A 19,914-nucleotide genomic window follows, 5' to 3' on the forward strand; every position below is an offset into this window, starting at 1 on the left:
GCTGCTTCAAGACTGCTTCTCAAGTCAGTACATGCGCCCGTCTTCCTTTCGTCCCGGGGGAGGACGGGCGCCCCCTTCCGAGGCACCCTCATGAAACGTCTCCTCCGCGCGACCCCCCTCGCGGTGCTGCTGACCCTGGCCTGTGACGGTGAGCTCAAGCCCGCCGAGCAGCTTCCCTACGTGGGCCCCTGCGAGGGCCTTGCCCCGCTGTCGCTGTCGGCGGAACCCACGACGGTGCGCTCCGGCGACGTGGCCACGCTGACGGCCGGCGGCGGCAGCGGCCACTACTCCTTCCGGGCGGAGGCAGGCGGCTCCTCCGGCGACATGCGCGGCAACCGCTTCGTCGCGGGCGGCACGGCCGGCGAGGCCACGCTGACGGTGGTGGATGAGCAGTGCGGCGGCGCCACCAGTGTGCGGGTGAAGGTGATCTCCAGGTTCGGCGTCGCGCCCGCGCGCGCGATGTTGCGGCCGGGCACGTCCTTTCAAATCGCCACCGAAGGCCTGGTGGGCACGGCGACCTTCACGCTCACCGGCAACGGCTCCGGCGCCACGCTCACCGACACGGGCCTCTACACGGCGGGGCAGGTGGAGGCGCAGGACGTCATCACGGTGCGCGACACGAAGTCCGGCGACACGGAGTCGCTCCAGTACACCGTGAGCAAGGCCGCGAAGCTGGTGGGCGACCCGCAGTACCTGGGCGTGCCGTCGGGCTCGTCCGCGCCGCTGGGCACCACGGGCGGCTCGGACCGCGTGACGTGGACGAAGAAGTCCGGCCCCGGCTCCGTGGTGAACGGCCGCGTCGTGGTGGAGGCGGGTGCGACCGGCACCGTCGTGCTGGAGGCGAAGGACGCCTTCACCGGCGACGTGGCCCCGGTGTCGGTGCGCGTGCTGGACGAGCTGACGCGGCCCCTGCTGGCGCACGGCAAGCTGTCGGACGTGGCCACGCTGGTGACCGCGGACTTCGACGGTGACGGCATCCAGGACCTGGCGGTGGGCCAGCGCGAGAGCGAGCTGTCGCGCCCCACAGGCGGCGCGGTGTTCATCTACAAGGGCAGCGCGTCCGGCCTGCCCACGAAGCCCACCTGGGTGCTGACGGGTGAGACGGAGGGTGCGCTCTTCGGCGACATGCTGGCCGCGGGTGACCTGGACGGCGACGGCATCGCGGACCTGGCGGTGTCCTCGCCGGCCGCGGACGTCACCATCGGTGACTCGGGCGCGGTGTACCTCTACTCGTTCAAGCCGGGCCAGGGGCCCGCGCTGATGAGGCCCGCGCTCACGGGCCTGGGCCGCGGCGGGTTCGGCACGGGCCTGGCCATCGCGGACGCGGATGGCGACGGGGACATGGACCTGTTCGTGGGCTCGCCCGGCGCGGACCTGTCCACCCTCTCTGGCATCAGCCGGCGCGGCGTCATCGACATCTTCATCCTCACCAAGGGACAGGCCGTTCCGGACCTGCCGGTGGTGCGCCTGGGCGGCCAGGACGTGAAGGATACCGGCGAGTTCCTGCTGAAGAGCACCACGGAGCTGGGCCGGGCGCTCGTGGTGGCGGACCTCAACGACGACGGCCGGCCGGACCTGGCGGCGCTGCACCGGCTGACCCGTTACAATGCGGACGGCACCGCCAATGGGCAGCAGATGGCCGTGGCGGTGTACTTCGCGCGCGACACGGCGCCGCGCTATCGCTCCGCGCCGGACCAGTACGTGCTGGTGTCCAACACCGCCGTGGAGACGATGGCCAACGAGGGCACCTTCCGTCTGGGCGCCATTCCGGGTGAAGGCAGCCGGCCCCCGTTCCTCCTGGTGATGGCGGACAAGGCGGACGCGCCGGACCTGCGCACGTCGGGCGGCGTGGCGGCGGCGCAGGACGCGGGTGGCGCGTACCTGTTCGACCTGCGGGGCGCGACGCTGCCGGCGGATCCAGCGACGGTGAAGCCGGCGACGGTGCCGTTCGCGAACGCCTACGCGCGCTTCTACGGCGACGCGCGGAGCATCACCGCGACGCGCAGCTGGGCGGTGATGGACGTGGACGGCACGCCGGGGCCGGAGCTGCTCCTGGGCGCGCCGTACGCGGCGGTGACGGCGGGCACGGCCACGCTGGGCAACGCGGGCAAGGTGCTGGTGTTCCCGCTCACCGGCCTGTCGAAGGACACGGTGATGAACAAGCCGCTCGCGGCGTTGGGCGGCGCGGCGAAGTCGGAGGTGCTGGGCGCGGGCCTCGCGGCGTGGAACCTGCCGTCGGGTCCGGTGCTGGCGGGCTTCTCCGGCCGCGCGTCTTCCACGGCGGGCGCCTTCACCGGTCGCGTGGATGTCTTCTCCAAGGCCGGTGCGACGATCGCGGAGTGGTCGCGCAGCGGCATGGATGTCACGGCCAAGGCCAGCGTGGAGCGCTTCGGTGAGACCGTGGCCGTCGCGCGCCTCAACGACAAGGTGATGGCCCTGGTGGGCTCGCCGGGCTTCTCCGGCCCGGGCCCCAACAGCGACGGCGCGGACATGACCGTGGGCCGCGCGTACACCTTCGACACCGCGGAGCCGGGCAAAGCCATCGTGTCAGGGGAGGGCGCCAGCTCTCCGTGGCACGGAGGCCGCAACGTGGGCGTGGACGTGGCGTTCACGGACTTCAACGGCGACGGCCGGCCGGACATGGTGGCCGGCGCCACGGGGCTCGTCATCCCGGCGACGAACTCCGCCGCGACGGAGCGCGACCCCTACGTGGCGAACGCCTGCATGACGACGGCCACGCAGTCGCTGGGCGGACTGCTGGTGTCGCTGGGCCAGGCGGACGGCACCTTCAAGCAGGCCTACCGCGTGTTCGCGCCGTCCGTGGTCACCGGCTGCCACGACCCGGCGAACACCCGCTGCAAGCGCACCACCATCGGCCGGGGCGTGGTGGGCGGCTTCGACTTCAACGGAGACGGCAAGCAGGACCTGGCCGTGCTGCGCGACCGCGGCATCGACGTGTTCCTGGGCCGCGCGCCCGAGGACGCGTCGCTCGCGAAGATGACGCTGGCCTGTGACCCGGCCTGGTCCTGGCCGACCACCGCCATGCCGGACGCGTCCGAGGGCGGTGATTGGGCGAGCACCACGATGCCGACGACCTCCGCCATCGCCACGGTGGGTGACCTCAACGGGGACGGCTGCCACGAGGTGGCGTGGCGCTACTCGGACAACGCGCACTCGGGCATCGTGATTGCCTACGGCTTCGACGCGGGCGGCACGAGGTGTGGTGGCCGCACGGCGTCCTCCATGGTGCGCATCGCGGGGGATCCGGAGAAGAAGATCGCGCTGATGAACCTGGGCATTGCCACCACGCGCGCGGGGAAGTTCCTGGGGGACTCGCGAGACTTCATCGCGGTGACGGCCAACAACTACCTGTTCGAGGGCGTGAACCAGCCCACGGTGCTGCTCTACGACGTCGCCGCCATCAACGCGAAGCGCCCGGCCAATGGCGAGACCGTGGTGGGCGCCATCAACGACGGGCTGACCCCCATCCCCGTGACGTACCGCGCCCGCGCGGTGAGCTTCGGCACGTCGCTGTCGGGTGGCAGGGACCTGAACGGTGACGGCGTGCCGGACCTGTGGGTGGGCGCGCCCAACGCGTCGGTGGCCTCGGACGGCGACGGCGCGGCGTTCCTCTTCGCCGGTGGCGCGAAGTCCACGGGAGCGCTGTCGCCCTTCCTGCTGGTGGTAGGCGACGGCGCGGAGCGCTCCTACCTGGGCCAGTCCATCGCCGTCGTCCCGGGCTCCGGAGGCTCGCCGCCGTCGGTCGTCATCGGCGCGCCGAGGAGCTACCGCACCGGCACGCAGAACGGCACGGCGTACGCGCTGCCCCTGCCGTTCTGATTCAGCCCGCGGGTGGGGCTTCCGGAGGCACCTTCGCCTCCGGAGCCTCGTCGCGGTTGGCGAGCGCCGCCGCCGTGAGGATGAGCGCGCCGCCCGCGAGCAGCGACGGCGTGAGCGGCTCGCCCAAGAGCGCCACGCCCAGCGTCACCGCCACCAGCGTGTCCAGGAGCGCCATGGCGCCCAGCGCCGCCAGCGAGATGCGCGGCAGCAGCCAGTACAGGCACTGGTAGGTGAGCACCGTCCCGCCCAGCGCCAGGTACAGGAGCGCGCCCACCGCCTTCGGTGTCCAGTGCGCCGGCTGGTTCCACTCCAGCATCGCGGACGCGGAGAGCAGCAGCACCGCGCTGCTCAACGTCTGCACCAGCGTCAGCAGGTGCGGCGGTACGTGCGTCATGTGCCGGCGCACCAGCACGTTGGCCACCGCCACCACCGACGCCGCGAACAGCGTCATCCCGCAGCCCAGCAGCACCTGTCCGGAGAAGCTGAGTGACACCAGCTCCTGGTGCTGGAGCGCCACCACGCCCGTCAGGCCCAGCGCCGCGGCGAAGAGCTTGCGCCCGGTGAGCGGCTGGTCCGGAAACACGAAGCGGCCCACCAGCAGCAGCCACACGGGGAAGGTGGAGAAGAGCAGCGCTGACCAGCTGGAGGGAATCCACTGCTGCGCCACGAAGAGCAGCCCGAAGGGCACCGCCAACTGGAGCACGCCCAGCCCCGCGATGCGCCACCCGGTGCCGCCCCCCAGCGCCGTCCCGCGCGAGCGCGCGAAGGGCAACAGCGCCAACCCGGCCACGAGCATGCGCGTGCCCACGAAGCGCAGGGGCGGCAGGTCCTCCAGCCCCACCTTCACGGCGGCCCACGTGGAGCCCCAGAGGATGAAGCAGGTGGCGTAGGCGAGGGACACCTTCCACCGCGGCGCGGGCTTCACGGCCGGGGGCACGACGGTCACGGACGACATGGCGGCGCCGCACTAGCACGCGCCGCCCCTTCGGGAAACATCCGTTCAGGGCGCGGCGCGTCAGCCGCAAGCTCACCCGTCTGGCAGCACCTGCTTCACCCGGAGCACGGGCGCGAACAGGTCCCCCACGGCGTCCAGGCGCTTCTTCAACGTCTTCAGGCGGAAGCGGTACGGGTCCAGGCGGCCGTTCACCTCGCTCCAGTCGAGCGGCGCGGAGAAGGGCGCACCCTCCACGGCGCGCAGGGAGTAGGGCGCCACCACCGTCTTGCCGCGCGCGTTCTGTCCCGCGTCGATGTAGAGCCGCCCGCCGCGCGCGCGGATGGAGCGCTCCGTGGTGGCGATGTCGCCCAGCTCCTCCTCCAATTCGCGCGCCCGCGCGTTCGCGAACGCCTGGGTGCGCGCGTAGGTGTGGCCCGGCGCCAGGGGCACCAGCACGTGCAGGCCGCGCTTGCCGGACGTCTTCGGGAAGCCCTTGAGCCCCAACTCATCCAGGCGCGCGTGCAGCAGGGTGGCCACCTTCACCACGTCCTTCCAGCCACCCTCGCCAGGGTCCAGGTCGAACACCACGAAGTCCGGCTGCGCCAGCCGTGGCGCGTGGGACAGCCACATGTGCAGCGTGAGCGCGGACTGGTTGGCGAGCCACAGGAGCGCGGACGCGTCCTTCACGTTCACGTGGCGCAGCGTCTTGTCCTCATGGCGCACGCGCAGCGTGGGCATCCACGTGGGGATGCCGGACAGCTCGTGCCGGAAGAAGCCCGCGGCCTGGATGCCCGCGGGCCACTGCTGGTGGGCCAGGGGCCGGTCCGCGAGTACGGGCAACAGCAGCGGCGCCACCTGCTCGTAGTACGCGAACACGTCCGCCTTCGTCAGGCCGGACTCAGGGAACAGAACACGTTCGCCGTGCGTGAGGGCCACCTCCGGCGCGCGTTGCTTCCCACGCGGCGTCTTCACGGCGGGCGCCTTCGCGGTGCGGGCGGCGGCCTGCATGGGCGCGCGCCGCGAGCCCCGTCGTGCGGCGCCTTCGATGGGGGCGGGGTGTTCGCGCACGACCTCCTTCGGCACCTTGTCGCCGCGCAGGCCCTGGAACACGGGATGGCGCAGGCGGCCGTCCTTCGTCCATTCGGTGAAGTTCACCTGGGCCACGTACTTCGGCTTCACCCAGACGGTGTCCGTGTTCGTGGGCGCATCCACGGCGGCGGGCTTCTTCACGCGCGTGGCGTCCAGCAGCCAGCGCAGCTCGCGGCGGTCCGCGGAGGTGTAGCCCGTGCCCACCTTGCCCACGTCGTGGAAGCCGTTCTTGCCGCGCACGCCCACGCGCAGCGCGCCAATCTCCGACTTCGCCCGCGCGTTCTTGATGGGCAGGTACCCCAGGATGACGACCTCCTGGCCCGCCACCACCTTCAGTTTCAGCCAGTCCCCGGAGCGCGTGCCCGTGTAGGGCGCGTCCTTGCGCTTGGCGATGATGCCCTCCCACCCCTTGCGCCGCGCCTCCAGCAGGGCGCGCGACAGCGGCAGGTCCAGCTTCTCGGAGAGCTGCAGCGGCGGCTTCACGTCGGCCATCAGCTGCTCCAGCCGCGCGCGGCGCTCCTCGTAGGGGAGCTCGCGCAGGTCCTCGCCGTCCAGCCACAACAGGTCGAACACCATGAAGCGCTGCTCCGCGCCTTCCTCCGTGTGCTGCAGGAGCTGGAAGCGCGAACGCCCCTTCTCGTCGAGCGCGATCACCTCTCCGTCCACCACCACGTCCCGCACGGGCAGCTCGCGCAGCGAAGCGGCGAGCCGGCCGAAGCGGCTCGTCAGGTCGTTGCCCCGGCGGCTCTGGAAGGCGAGCTTCCCCTTCGTGAGGGCGCACACGGCGCGGAAGCCGTCGTACTTCACCTCGTAGGAGTGCGTCTCGTCGTGCACTTCGTCGGACACCGCCAGCCGCGCGAGCATGGGCGGCCACACGCGCTCCAGCAGTTGCTCTGGCGTCTTCGGGGGACGCGCCGCCTTCGCGGACTTGCGCACGACCTTCTGCAGGCGCGCCGCGGGCTTCTTGTCGCGCAGCACGCCGGGCTTGCGAGGCCCTTGTGTCTCCACCTGGCCGCTCTTCACGGACTCGGGGCGCTCCACGGTGACGTCGTAGTCGGCCTTGGCGTATGCGTCCTTCGCCTTGAAGAAGAGCCACTGCGCCTTGCCGCCGCGCGGTCGCGTGCGGATGAGGTGCCAGCGTCCCTTGAGCTTCGCGCCGTGCAGAAGGACCTCCAGGTGCCCGCGCTTCAGCTGCGCCTCGGCGTCGCCGGGAGGCACGACCTCGAAGGTGCCGGACTCCCAGAGCAGCGAATCACCGCCGCCGTACTGGTCGTCCGGGATGTGGCCCTCGAAGTCCGCGTAGGAGCGCGGGTGGTCCTCCGTCTGGACCGCGAGCCGCTTCACGGAGGGGTCATGGCTGGGGCCCTTGGGAATGGCCCAGCTCACCAGCACGCCGCCAATCTCCAGGCGCAGGTCGTAGTGCAGGCGCGTGGCGTCATGTTTGTGGATGACGAAGACGGGCGCGGACGTCCTCGGCGCCACCACGTCCGGGGACGGCTCGGGGGTGAGCTGGAAGTCGCGCTTCGTCTGGTAGCGCCGCAGCCGCTTCTGGGTCTCGGAGGTCTTCACCCTCCAACGCTCTGCACAGGAGGGCGGGCGCGCAATTCCTTACATGGCCTGGTGGGCGACCAGGAGGGCAGGCGCTCCATGCGGACCCGGGACCCGCTTTTCGGCCACACCCCCGAGTGAAGCGCAGGCTGCCCGCCTGCCCTGGGTGCGGAGGAGGGATGGGTACCGGGGAGGGCCGTTGGTTCCGCGCGGAGGAGGCCCCACGTTGTTCGGGCCCAAGCATTCTCGGCACCCGGTTGGAGGAGGCACCCATGGCCAACAAGTCCGAAGTGGATCGCCTGCACAGCCTGGCCCAGCTCGATGCCGATGCGGTGGGCGCGTATGACGTGGCCATCGCCCGCATCGGGCCCGCCCTGGTGCGCGAGCGACTCAACAGCTTCCGCGCGGACCACCTGCGCCATGTGCAGGACCTCAACGCGCTCATCCAGCACTTCGGGGGCGAGCCGGTGACGCTGCGCCCGGACCTGAAGGGCTCCGCGATGAAGGGCCTGACGGCCATGACGGGGCTGATGGGGACGGAGGCCACGCTGTGGGCCATGTTGGGCAACGAGGAGCTGTTCGACCGGGCTTATGAGCTGGCGCTCCAGTTCGAGTGGTCCCCCGAAGTGAAGGCCCTCATCCGGCGCCACCGTGAGGACGAACGGCGCCACGGCACGTGGATCCGCGACGCGGTGCGCACCCGGCCCTGGGCGGACAGCCGATTGCCCTTCATGGACACCGCCGAAATGGGCGCCTGAAGCCGCTACCGCGCGTCGCGGCGAACTGGCATACGCTGCCGCGCGTGAGCGACATCACTGTCTACCAACCCGACTTCCTCTTCACGGAAGGGCGTTTCCACGAAGGCCGAGCGCTGGCGGTGGGCGCGGATGGCCGGGTCCTCGCCGCGGTGCCCGAAGGCGCGCGCGTGGAGCGGCTCGCGGGGCGGGCGCTGTTGCCGGGGCTCGTCAACGGCCACTCGCACGCGTTCCAGCGGCTCATCCGCGGGCGCACCGAATACGTGGCGTCCGCCGGAGGCCAGGACGACTTCTGGTCCTGGCGCGAGGCGATGTACCGCGCCGCGGAGGCGCTCACGCCGGATGAAGTCCACATCGCCTCCCGGCAGGTGTTCCTGGAGATGGTGCTCGCGGGCATCACCACGGTGGGCGAGTTCCACTACCTGCACCACCAGCCGGATGGGACGCCCTACGCGGACCGCAACGCGCTGGCGCACGCGGTCATCCGCGCGGCCACGGACGTGGGGCTGCGCATCTGCCTGCTGCGGGTGGGCTACGGGCGCGCGGGCTTCAACGTGCAAGCGAACCCGCGCCAGCGCCGCTTCATCGACGCGGACGTGGACACGTTCCTGTCCACCACGGAGGCGCTGGCCCACGCGACACGCGGTGACGCGCGGGTGAACGTGGGGCTCGCGCCGCACAGCGTGCGCGCGGTGTCGCGGGACTGGCTGACGCAGGTGGCCCGCTCCGCGCCCGCCGGCATGCCCATCCACATGCACGTGGCGGAGCAGCCGAAGGAGATTGAGGCGTGCCTCGCGGAGCACGGCCGCCGTCCGGTGGAGCTGGTGTCGGACGTGGGCCTGCTGGGGCCGCGCTTCACGGCCGTGCACGGCGTGCACCTGACGGAGGACGAAGTGGCGCTGCTGGGCCGCGCGGAGGCCACGGTGTGCGCGTGCCCGTCCACGGAGCGCAACCTGGGTGACGGCATCGTGCCGGCGGACGCGCTGGTGAAGGCCGGGGCGCGCGTGAGCTTCGGCTCGGACAGCCAGACGGTGGTGGACCTGCTGGACGAGGCCCGGCAGCTGGAGCAGCACCTGCGGCTGGTGCGGCTGCGCCGCGCGGTGCTGGACCCGGGAACAGGGACGCTGGATGGACTGGCGGCGCGGCTCTTCGACATGGCCACGGTGCAGGGCGCGCGAAGCCTGGGGATGGGCACGGGCACGCTGTCGCCGGGGTCGCCCGCGGACTTCTTCACGGTGGACGTGCACCACCCGTCGCTGGTGGGCGCGAGCTCCGCGTCGCTCCTGCCGGGCATCGTCTTCGGCGCGGCGGGAGGCGCGGTGCGCGAGGTGGCGGTGGCGGGGCGGCTCGTGGTCCGGGACGGCCGCCATCCGCTGACGGAGGAGAGTGGCAGGGCCTTCCAGCAGCTCGCCCGGCGCCTCTACCTGTAGGGGAGGGAACCCGGTTCGATATGGGGGGCGCCGTCGGCGCGTTGAGGGTGCGGGAGGATGTGGATGCGTTCAGGAATCTGGTTGTCGCTGGTGATGCTGATGGGACTGGTGGTGGGGGGCTGTGCCGGGCGGCAGGACCTGGAGACGCCGGACTACGAAGCCATCTACGACATGCCGCTGGAGGAGATGTGGCCGTCGGTCCGTGAGTACTTCACGGACGCGAATCTGCCCTACCGGGAGGACCGGGGCAGCCTGGTGCTGGAGACCGAGTGGAAGCAGGAGTTCGGCGGCTCGAAGATCGCCGGCTACTGGCACCGCTACATGGTCATCGGCAAGCGGGAGACGCCGACCAAGAGCAAGCTGTGGATCATCCGCATCACCAAGACGGTGAACAAGGCGCTGGCCCAGCCCGGCCGGCAGCTGGATTGGGGCGCTGGCCGCGGGCTCGGCGGACCTCCCGGTGATCGCGGTACGGGGGCCCCGGGGGATGCGTCCGCGAGCGAGGCGTATGGCGTCTCCGTGGAGGACGATGCGGACCGGCTCGCCTTCCCGGTGGGAGAGAACGCCTTCTACGTGGACTCGGGACAGGGCACGCGAGACCTGACCATGGAGTGGCGGGTGTTCCGGGGCATCATGCCGAAGTTCGCGAAGCAGCAGGCGGTGAGCGCGGAGCAGCAGGTGGCGAAGGCGCCGGGCGCGAAGGACGCACCGGCATTCACCGAGTGCGGCCAGTCCATCCTCGGCCTGAAGAAGCTGGCGCAGGCGGGTGGGGTGATGCTGCTGGGTGAGCTGCACGGCACGCAGGAGGTGCCGCGCTTCATCGCGCAGTCCGTGTGTCAGCTCGTCACGGCGGGCATGCCGGTGACGGTGGGCCTGGAACTTCCGGTGGAGAACGAGGAGCGAATCTCCACGTTCCTCCAGAGCCAGGGCGGCGAGGTGGACTGGCTCAAGCTGATGGAGGCCCCCTTCTGGCGCAGCCCGTATCCGGACGGACGTGGCAGCGAGGCGGTGGCGAACATGCTGGAGCAGCTGCGGCAGTTGCGAGCGCAGGGCCTGGACGTGGCGGTGTTCGTCTACGACCACCCGAAGCTGTCCGGCCAGCAGCGTGAGGACGCGCTGACGAAGACGGTGCTGGCGCAGGTGAAGGCGACACCCAAGCGCTTCCACCTGGTGGTGAGTGGCAACGTCCATCCGCGCACGGCGAAGGGCCTGCCCTGGGACAAGCAGTACAAGCCCATGGGCTACCTGCTGAAGGACCAGGTCGAGGACGTCACGGCGCTGGACATGGCCTACGACAGCGGCACGGCGTGGATCTGCGCGGCGGATGTGCAGGGACGCAAGCTGGACTGCGGTGTGAAGGAAGCGAAGGGGAAGGACAACGGCGACCGCTTCTTCGTGCACCGGTGGAACTCAACCAACAAGGAGGGCTACCACGGGGTCTTCTATGTGGGCCACGTGACGGCGTCCGAACCCGCCATCAACAAGGGTCTGGGGAACCCGGACGCGGCGCCCGCGTCCGCTCCGTAACCCGGACCCGAGGCAGAAGCACAGGGGCCGTGCGAGTCACCGGAGCCGGTGGCCCGCGCGGCCTCTGGCTTTTCACGGGCCTCGATATGTCCACCGCCCCCACGACGTTATTCGGGCATCGCGGAACGAGAGGGGACACTGCGAATGCGCTCGATGGTGAAAGTGGGATGGCTGGCGTTGCTCCTGGCGGTGGGTTGCGCGGGGCGGCAGGACCTGGAGACGCCGGACTACGAAGCCATCTACGACGTGCCGCTGGAGGAGATGTGGCCGTCGGTCCGTGAGTACTTCAAGGATGCGAACCTGCCCTACCGGGAGGACCGGGGCAGCCTGGTGCTGGAGACCGAGTGGAAGCAGGAGTTCGGCGGCTCGAAGATCGCGGGCTACTGGCACCGGTACATGGTCATCGGCAAGCGGGAGACGCCGACGAAGAGCAAGCTGTGGATCACCCGCATCACCAAGTCGGTGAACAAGGCGCTGTCCCAGCCGGGCAAGGAGATCGACTGGGGTATCTCCCGGGCCGTTGCCGGGGGCGATGATCCGAATGTCCTGAGCGTGGAAGACACTGAGGACCGGCTGGCCTTCCCGGTGGGAGAGAACGCCTTCTACATGGAGTCGGGACAGGGGACGCGCGACCTGACCATGGAGTGGCGGGTCTTCCGGGGCATCATGCCCAAGCTCGCGAAGACGCAGCCGGTGAAGACGGAGCAGCCGGTGGCGAAGGCAGCGGCGACGTTCACCGAATGCGGCCAGTCCATCCTCGGCCTGAAGAAGCTGGCGAAGGCGGGTGGGGTGATGCTGCTGGGTGAGCTGCACGGCACGCAGGAGGTGCCGCGCTTCATCGCGCAGTCCGTGTGTCAGCTCGTCACGTCCGGCATGCCGGTGACGGTGGGCCTGGAGCTGCCGGTGGAGAACGAGGATCGCATCACCACCTTCCTCCAGAGCCAGGGCGGTGACGTGGACTGGCTCAAGCTGATGGAGGCCCCGTTCTGGCGCAGCCCGTATCCGGACGGCCGAGGCAGCGAGGCGGTGGCGAACATGCTGGAGCAGTTGCGCCACTTGCGAGCGCAGGGCCTGGACGTGGCGGTGTTCGTCTACGACCACCCGAAGCTGTCCGGCCAGCAGCGCGAGGACGCGCTGACGAAGACGGTGCTGGCACAGGTGAAGGCAAAGCCGGAGCGCTTCCACCTGGTGACGAGCGGCAACATCCATCCCCGCACGGCGAAGGGCCTGCCCTGGGACAAGCAGTACCAGCCCATGGGCTACCTGCTGAAGGACCAGGTCGAGGACGTCACCGCACTCGACATGGCCTACGACAGCGGCACGGCGTGGATCTGCGCGGCGAACAAGCAAACCAGCAAGCTGGACTGCGGTGTGAAGGAAGCGAAGGGGAAGGACAACGGCGACCGCTTCTTCATGCACACGTGGAGCTCGGCCAACAATGACGGCTACCACGGCGTCTTCTACGTGGGGCACGTGACGGCCTCCGAGCCCGCTGTCCTCAAGGGCCTGGGGAACCCGGGAGCGGTGTCGCCCCCGTCGGGTCAGTGATGAATGCCACGAAGGGAGCACTGCGAATGCGCTCGATGCTGAACGTGGGATGTCTGGCGGTGTTCCTGGCGGCGGGCTGTGCCGCACGTCCAGTGGACTGGGACCTGATGGGGCGGGAGGCCATCTACGACCGGCCCCTGGAGGAAGTGTGGCCCTCCGTGCGCCAATACTTCGTGGACGCGAAGCTGAGCTTCCGCGAGGCCCCGGACAGCCCGGTGCTGCAGACCGAATGGAAGGAGGAGTTCGGTGGCTCGAAGATCTCCGGCTACTGGCACCGCTATCTCGTGCTGGGCAAGCGGGAGACGCCCACGAAGAGCAAGCTGTGGATCATCCGCGTCACCCGCAGCGCGAACAAGACGCTCTCCGCGCCCGGCAAGGAGCTGGAGTGGGGCGCGAGCCGCAACATGGGCATGGACCGCCGGCGGATGGAGGATATCCGCCAGGGACTCGTTCCCGCGCCCGGAGCTCCGGAGACGCTCGAAGGCGGCCTCGGCCTCAGCATGGAGGATGACGAGGACCGGTTCGCGATGCCGCGCGGAGAGAACGCCATCGTCGCGGAGTCCGCGCATGGCACGCGCGACCTGACCATGGAGTGGCGGGTGTTCAACGCCATCGCGCCGGGCCTGGAGGCGAAGGACGGGAGCCCCCCACGCACGTCCATGCAACCGGTGGCGAAAGCACCCGAAGCGGAGTCCGCGCCTGCGTTCACCGAGTGCGGCGCGCCCATCCTCGGCCTGAAGGCCCAGGCGAAGGCGGGCGGGGTGATGCTGCTGGGAGAACTGCATGGCACGCAGGAGGTGCCGCGCTTCATCGCGCAGTCCGCCTGCCAGCTCACCGGGGTGGGCACGCCCGTGTCGGTGGGCCTGGAGCTGCCAGTGGAGAACCAGGCGCGCATCACCACCTTCCTCCAGAGCCAGGGCAGGGAAGAGGACTGGCTCAAGCTGATGGAGGCCCCGTTCTGGCGCAGCCCGTACCCGGACGGCCGAGGCAGCGAGGCGGTGGCGAACATGCTGGAGCAGTTGCGGCAGTTGCGCGCACGAGGCCTGGACGTGGTGGTGTTCGTCTATGACCACCCGAAGCTGACGGGACAACAGCGCGAGCAGGCCCTGGCCGCCACGGTGTTGAAGGAAGTGGAAGCTGGCCCCGCGCGCTTCCATCTGGTGGTGAGCGGCAACATCCATCCCCGTACGGCGAAGGGCCTGCCCTGGGACAAGCAGTACCAGCCCATGGGGAGGCTCCTGGCCGCCCGGCTGAAGCACGTGGTGGCGCTGGACGTGGCCTATGACAGCGGCTCGGCGTGGATCTGCGCGCCGGACGAACGCAGCCGCAAGCTGGACTGCGGCGTGAAGGAAGCGAAGGGCAAGGACAACGGCGACCGCTTCTTCGTGCACGTCTGGGATTCGCCCAACAAGGACGGCTACCACGGCGTCTTCTACGTGGGCCGGGTGACGGCGTCCGCGCCCGCCATCTCCAAGGGGCTGGGCCGGCCGGGAGCGGATGACAACTCCGTGTTCCCCTCGGCCACGGACGCGGACGCGATGGCCTCCGCGCGACGCTGAGGGCACGGCCGCACTGGCGTCGCGGCGCGGGCGGTGGCATGGAGGTGGCCTGACTGGAGGCCGTCCCATGAGCGACACGCTGCCCGCGCTGCGGGCCACCCTGGCGGAACTGGTGGCACTGGACACCACGTCCTCGCGCCCCAACGCGCCCCTCATCGACTACGCCCAGGCGCGGCTGGAGGCCGCGGGCTTCACCGCCGAGCGCCAGCACTACACCGACGAAGCGGGCGTGGCGAAGGTGAACCTCGTCGCGCGCAAGGGCGACGCCGACCGCGCCGCGCTGGCCCTGGTGGGCCACTCCGACTGTGTGCCCTACGACGCCGCCTGGACGGACGCGCTGCGCCTCACCGAACGCGACGGCAAGCTGTACGGCCGCGGCGCCTGCGACACCAAGGGCTTCATCGCCTGCGCGCTGCACACCGCCACCCGCAAGGACCTGCCGAAGCTGGACGCGCCCCTGCTCGTCATCCTCACCGCCGATGAAGAGGTCGGCCTGGTGGGCGCGAAGAAGCTGGTGTCCGCCGGCCTGGGTCGCGCCAGGCACGCCATCGTCGGCGAGCCCACGCGCCTCATCCCCGTGCGCGCCAACAAGGGCTACTGCCTGGCGGAGGTGGAGGTGCTGGGCAAGGAAGGGCACAGCGCGTACCCGGAGCTGGGCGCGTCCGCCATCTTCCGCGCCGGCCGCTTCCTGCACCGGCTGGAGACGCTGGCGAACACCGTCCTGCGCGAGGACCGCGACGAGGGCTTCCAGCCGCCCTTCACCACCGTGAACGTGGGCCTCATCCAGGGCGGCAAGGCGAAGAACGTCCTGCCCGGCTCCTGCCGCTTCACCGTCGAATGGCGCCCCATCCCCGGCCAGGCCGCGGAGCGCGTCCCGGAGATGATGGAGCACATCCGCCAGGAGCTCACCCGCGACGAGCCCGCCTACGAGGCGCGCATCAAGGTCCTGCGCATGGACCGCGGCGTCCACACGCGCGGCGACGCGGACGTGGTGCGCTTCCTGGAGCAGGTCAGCGGCAACGCGTCCGAAACGGTGTCCTTCGGCACGGAGGCCCCGCAGCTCACGGAGCTGGGCGCGGAGGCCGTGGTGTTCGGCCCCGGCGACATCCGCGTCGCGCACCAGACGGGAGAGTTCGTCCCCATGGAGGACCTGGTGCGCTGCGAGGCCGCGCTCACGCAGGCCGTCGCGCGCTTCTGCACGGGAGGCTGAAGGCGCGGCTCAGGGATTCTCGGGGACGGCGTCGACGACCTCGACGTTGCGGAAGCCCTCGCACGCCTCCTTGAAGCCGAGCACGTACTTCAGCGAGCGCAGCTCCAGGGTCAGCTTGTTCCACAGCTTGCGCAGCAGGTTGGGGCGCGGCGCGGGCACGCTCGTCACCAGCGAGCTCAGTTCGATGTAGTGCGTCGACGTGCGGCCCATGCCCTCGAAGTCGTGCTCCAGCCCCTGGCTGAGCTGGCGCAGCTCCGGCCCCAGGTGCTGGTGCACCGCGTCCGTCATCAGGACGTACTCGGAGATGGGCACGTCGTTCTTCAGCATCCGGTGCAGGAGGATGACGTCCACCCCCGCCAGCTCCGTGAGGTGCTTCACCTTCTGGAAGGCGACCTCCCCGGCGTGGGCCACGAACTTGAGCGTCAGGTTGCCCACCTGCGTGCACCCGTCGCAGTTGCACATGCGGTCGATGGCCAGCTGCTCCCGGCGCTCCAGGAACGCGCGGCGGATGGCAGCCACCTGCTTCGCGACCGGCGAGGTGTCCTCGCCCACGGCGTAGAAGAAGGCCGCGTCGCCTTCCAGCTTCGCCAGCTTGAACCGCCCGGACGCGTCGATGACGGCTTCCAGCAGCTGGGCCACCGTGTCCTGCGCGTGCGCGAGACCGAAGCGGTGCTGCCGCATGAAGCGGGTGTAGCCGCCGATGTCCGCGATGAGCAACAACGCCTTCTCAATCGCCATTCGGCGGCCAGCCTATCGTAAGTCCCCGGGCGTGCGTCAGTGCCGGGGCAGCGCGCAGGTGCCCACGTCGCGCAGCAGCTTGTGCGCCTCCGCCAGCAGGGCGTGCCCCTTCACCTCCGGGGGCACGCGGGCGATGAGCTTCATGTCCGGCGTCAGCCGGTAGAAGCCCTTGGAGCGCTGCACCAGCCCCGCCACCTTCGCGCCGTCCAGGAGCGCGTCGCCGCCCAGCGCCAGCGACAGCCGGGCCGGGCCCCCCTCCAGCGCGCGCAGCCGCAGCTCGCGCATGTCGATTTTGAGGAGCGTCACCTCGGAGAGGGCGTCCACCTCGTCGGGGGCCTCGCCGTAGCGGTCCACCAGCTCCGCGCGCAGGTCCGTCACCTCGTCCGGGTGGCTGGCCTGGCTGAAGCGCTTGTAGAACACCAGCCGCTGGTGCACGTCCGCCACGTAGTCGTCGGGGATGAGCGCCGGCATGGGCAGGTTGATGTCCGGCTCCACGTGCACCTTGGGCGGCTGGCCTTGCAGCTCCGCCACCGCCTCTTCCATCAGCTGCGCGTACAGGTCGAAGCCGATTTCCGCGATGGCGCCGGACTGCTTCTCGCCCAGCAGGTTGCCCGCGCCGCGAATCTCCAGGTCGTGGCTGGCGATGGAGAAGCCCGCGCCCAGCTCCGTGAAGTTCTGGAGCACCTCCAGGCGCCGCTGCGCGTCCTTCGTCACCGGACGGCGGGTGGGCACCATCAGGTACGCGTACGCGCGCTCCTTGCTGCGGCCCACGCGGCCGCGCAGCTGGTAGAGCTGCGCCAGACCGAACTGGTCCGCGCGGTTGACGATCATCGTGTTGGCGCTGGAGATGTCGATGCCGCTCTCGATGATGCTGGTGCACAGCAGCACCTGGAACTTGTGCTCCGTGAACTGGAGCATCACCTTCTCCAGCTGCCCCTCGCCCATCTGGCCGTGCGCCACGCCAATGGAGACATTGGGCAGCAGCTTCTTCAGCTCCTGCTCCATGGACGGCAGGGACTCCACGCGGTTGTGGACGAAGAAGACCTGGCCGCCGCGAGCAATCTCCCGCTCCACGGCCTCCTTGATGGCGCCCTCGTCGTACTTCATCACGAAGGTGCGGATGGCCCGGCGGTCCTGCGGCGGCGTGGCGATGATGCTCATGTCGCGCACGCCGGACATGCTCATGTGCAGCGTGCGGGGGATGGGCGTCGCCGTCAGCGTCAGCACGTCCACCTGCGTGCGCAGCCGCTTGAGCGCCTCCTTCTGCTTCACGCCGAAGCGCTGCTCCTCGTCCACCACCAGGAGCCCCAGGTCCTTGAAGGCCACCTCGCCCGCCAGCAGCTTGTGCGTGCCGATGACGATGTCGACCTTGCCCTCCTTCGCGCGGCGCAGGATGTCGCGGATCTCCGGCGGCTTGCGGATGCCGGAAATCACTTCCACCGTGACGGGGTAGTCCTTGAAGCGCTTCTTGAAGGAGTGGAAGTGCTGCTGCGCCAGCACCGTGGTGGGCACCAGCACCGCCACCTGCTTGCGGTCCAACGTGGCCTTGAAGGCGGCGCGCATCGCCACTTCCGTCTTGCCGTAGCCCACGTCGCCGCAGACGAGCCGGTCCATCGGCTGCGCCTTCTGCATGTCCGCGAGCACGTCCTCGATGGCCTTCGCCTGGTCCGGCGTCTCGTCGAATTCGAAGTCCGCCTCGAACTGGGCGAAGTAGCGGTCCGGCGGCGCGAACGCATAGCCCGGGTGCGCCTTGCGCGCGGCGGCCATCTGCAGGAGCTCCGCCGCCATCTTGAGCAGCTGCTCCTTGACGCGCTTCTTCGTCTTCTCCCAGCTCGTCGTGCCCAGCTTGTCCAGCTGGACCTTCTCCGGGTCGCCGCCGGTGAACTTCTGGATGAGCCGCATGCGGCCCACCGGCAGATAGATTTTGTCCCGCCCCGCGTACTCCAGGACGAGGAAGTCCCCCGGCACGCCCTGCACCTCCATCTTCGTCAGGCCCGCGTAGCGCCCGATGCCGAAGTCGGTGTGGACGATGAGGTCGCCTTCCTTCAGGTCCTTGAAGCCCGCGGCGAACGCGTCCAGCTTCTTGCTGCGCTTGACGCGGCGGCGGGAGCGGACGCCGAAAATCTCCTCGTCCGCGAGCACCGCCAGCCGGCCTTCCGGGTCGATGAAGCCGTGGCTCACCTCGCCGGTGAACAGGTGTGCCCAGATGGCCGGCTCGTAGAGCTTCGCCGGGTCCTGCAGCGCTTCCGCGTGCACCTTCACCATCACGGAGCGGTCCAACAGCAGCCGCTTCAGCCGGTCCGCCTGGCTGAGCGTGCCGCACGCCACCGCGCACGCCACGCCGGTGTCGCGCCAGCGCTGGAGCCGCTCCACCAGCGGGGTGAGCGCGCCCTCCTCACCGTGGTGCGCGAGGATGGCCTCGCGCAGGTCCTGCGTCGTGCCGAAGGTGAAGGCCACGGGCGCTTCGGACTGCGTGAGCGACAGGCCTCCCCCCTCCACCACGCGCAGGGCCTTGAGGCCCTCCGCCACGCCCTCGCGCGTGAGGAAGTGGTGCTCCGGTGGGTAGGTGAGGTCCTGGCGCGCGTCCGCCTCCTCCACGCCCTTCGCCAGCTCCGCCGTCAGTTCCTCCAGCGCGCGGTCCAGGCCCATCGGGTCGTCCAGGTAGACGACGGGCTCCTTCGCCCACGCGCGCAGGTAGTCGAACACGGAGGCCAGCCCGCCCTCGAAGAAGCCAGGCAGCAGCCCCTCCAGGCCGAAGCCGGGCAGCCCTTCGCGGAGCGCGTCCAGCCGCTCGCGCAGCTTGATGGTGGGCAGGTTGATGCGGTCCGCCACCGCGCGTGCGGCGGCCTCCGCGCGCGGGCGGGTGTCGTCGGTGAGCAGCAGCTCGCGCGCGGGCACCAGGTCCACCGTCTTGAGCGCGTCCACGGTGCGCTGCGACTCCGGGTCGAAGACGCGGATGGACTCGATGGTGTCCCCGAAGAACTCCAGGCGCACCGGCCGCTCGTACAGCGGGCTGAAGACGTCCAGCAGGCCGCCGCGCACGCTGAAGGTGCCCTTGTCCTCCACCAGCGGGCTGTTCTGGTAGCCCATCAACGCCAGCTTCCGCGCCAGCGAGTCCCGGTCGAAGTCCTGGCCCACCTCCACGCGCTGGGCCAGCCCCTCCATCACCCCCAGCGGCAGCACGCGGCGGTGCAGCGCGCGCAGGGACAGCACCAGCGCGGGGAACGGCGTGCCGCGCGCCAGGTGGAACAGCGCGCCCAGGCGCTCCGTGATGGGGCCTGCCTCCGGCGACAGTTCGTCGTACGGGAGCACCTCGTCCGCGGGCAGCCGCAGCACGCGAGGCTCCAGCAGGCTGCCGGTGCCTCCCAGGAAGAAGGCCAGGTCGTGCGCGAGCGCGTCCGCCGCTTCTTCATCCACGGCCACGCACACCAGGGGCGCGCGCAGCTCGCGGTGCAGGCGGGCGAGCAGGTGGCCGCGCGCCGCGCCCTTCACCCCCTGCGTCCGCGCACGGTGTCCCACGCGCAGGGAGGCGAGGAGCCGGGCGAAGGCATCACCGGAGGAAGGGGGAGCGCCGCCGGGCCAGGGCGTGCCATCGGACTTCGGAGGAGGAGAGGTATCCATTCGGGGGCCCGTGTGGGGCCCTCGGCTAATTAGGGTGCGGCCTCTCCCAAATCAACGCTGGATGCGGACACCTGTCGTGTCCAGGGGGACAGCGGGACGGCCGCTGGGCGGGGAG

General features: G+C 70.5%; 11 protein-coding genes. 7 read left to right on the forward strand and 4 right to left on the reverse strand.

Annotated features, from left to right (window positions below; all coding sequences use genetic code 11):
* Positions 1-90 precede the first annotated feature (90 nt).
* The gene (locus tag D7V77_RS01125; RefSeq protein WP_120574408.1) at positions 91-3,840 is read left to right on the forward strand and encodes an FG-GAP-like repeat-containing protein; all 3,750 of its coding nucleotides are present in this window, start codon (positions 91-93) and stop codon (positions 3,838-3,840) included.
* A 1-nt stretch (position 3,841) separates the two neighbouring features.
* On the opposite strand, the gene D7V77_RS01130 is transcribed toward D7V77_RS01125, so the two are convergent.
* Positions 3,842-4,795 carry a DMT family transporter gene (locus D7V77_RS01130; protein WP_120574409.1) on the reverse strand — a complete coding sequence of 318 codons (954 nt, stop codon included), beginning with the start codon at positions 4,793-4,795 and terminating at the stop codon, positions 3,842-3,844.
* 72 nt (positions 4,796-4,867) lie between these two features.
* Complete coding sequence (gene ligD / locus D7V77_RS01135) at positions 4,868-7,432, reverse strand: DNA ligase D (protein ID WP_120574410.1); 2,565 nt, start codon at positions 7,430-7,432, stop codon at positions 4,868-4,870.
* Between the two features lie 251 nt (positions 7,433-7,683).
* On the opposite strand from ligD, the gene D7V77_RS01140 reads away from it, so the two are divergent.
* The 6 genes from D7V77_RS01140 (at position 7,684) to argE (ending at position 15,440) form a co-directional block, all read left to right on the forward strand.
* Complete coding sequence (locus tag D7V77_RS01140; protein ID WP_120574411.1) at positions 7,684-8,169, forward strand: DUF2383 domain-containing protein; 486 nt, start codon at positions 7,684-7,686, stop codon at positions 8,167-8,169.
* 44 nt (positions 8,170-8,213) lie between these two features.
* Positions 8,214-9,596 (forward strand): formimidoylglutamate deiminase, encoded by a 1,383-nt coding sequence (gene hutF / locus D7V77_RS01145; protein ID WP_120574412.1) that lies wholly within the window; start codon positions 8,214-8,216, stop codon positions 9,594-9,596.
* A 63-nt stretch (positions 9,597-9,659) separates the two neighbouring features.
* Positions 9,660-11,123 carry a hypothetical protein gene (locus D7V77_RS01150; protein ID WP_120574428.1) on the forward strand — a complete coding sequence of 488 codons (1,464 nt, stop codon included), beginning with the start codon at positions 9,660-9,662 and terminating at the stop codon, positions 11,121-11,123.
* 144 nt (positions 11,124-11,267) lie between these two features.
* Positions 11,268-12,671 carry a hypothetical protein gene (locus D7V77_RS01155; RefSeq protein WP_120574413.1) on the forward strand — a complete coding sequence of 468 codons (1,404 nt, stop codon included), beginning with the start codon at positions 11,268-11,270 and terminating at the stop codon, positions 12,669-12,671.
* 26 nt (positions 12,672-12,697) lie between these two features.
* The gene (locus D7V77_RS01160; RefSeq protein WP_120574414.1) at positions 12,698-14,230 is read left to right on the forward strand and encodes a hypothetical protein; all 1,533 of its coding nucleotides are present in this window, start codon (positions 12,698-12,700) and stop codon (positions 14,228-14,230) included.
* 67 nt (positions 14,231-14,297) lie between these two features.
* Positions 14,298-15,440 carry an acetylornithine deacetylase gene (gene argE, locus D7V77_RS01165; protein WP_120574415.1) on the forward strand — a complete coding sequence of 381 codons (1,143 nt, stop codon included), beginning with the start codon at positions 14,298-14,300 and terminating at the stop codon, positions 15,438-15,440.
* Positions 15,441-15,449: 9 nt separating this feature from the next.
* Here argE and D7V77_RS01170 read toward each other — a convergent pair whose 3' ends face one another.
* Together D7V77_RS01170 and mfd are read right to left on the reverse strand one after the other, a co-directional pair.
* On the reverse strand, positions 15,450-16,178 hold the full coding sequence (locus tag D7V77_RS01170; RefSeq protein ID WP_120574416.1) for a DUF2652 domain-containing protein: 729 nt from the start codon (positions 16,176-16,178) through the stop codon (positions 15,450-15,452).
* A gap of 36 nt (positions 16,179-16,214) precedes the next feature.
* Complete coding sequence (mfd, locus tag D7V77_RS01175) at positions 16,215-19,799, reverse strand: transcription-repair coupling factor (protein WP_120574417.1); 3,585 nt, start codon at positions 19,797-19,799, stop codon at positions 16,215-16,217.
* Between the last annotated feature and the right edge of the window lie 115 nt (positions 19,800-19,914).

This window comes from Corallococcus sp. CA041A (assembly GCF_003612075.1).
Lineage (GTDB): Bacteria > Myxococcota > Myxococcia > Myxococcales > Myxococcaceae > Corallococcus > Corallococcus exiguus.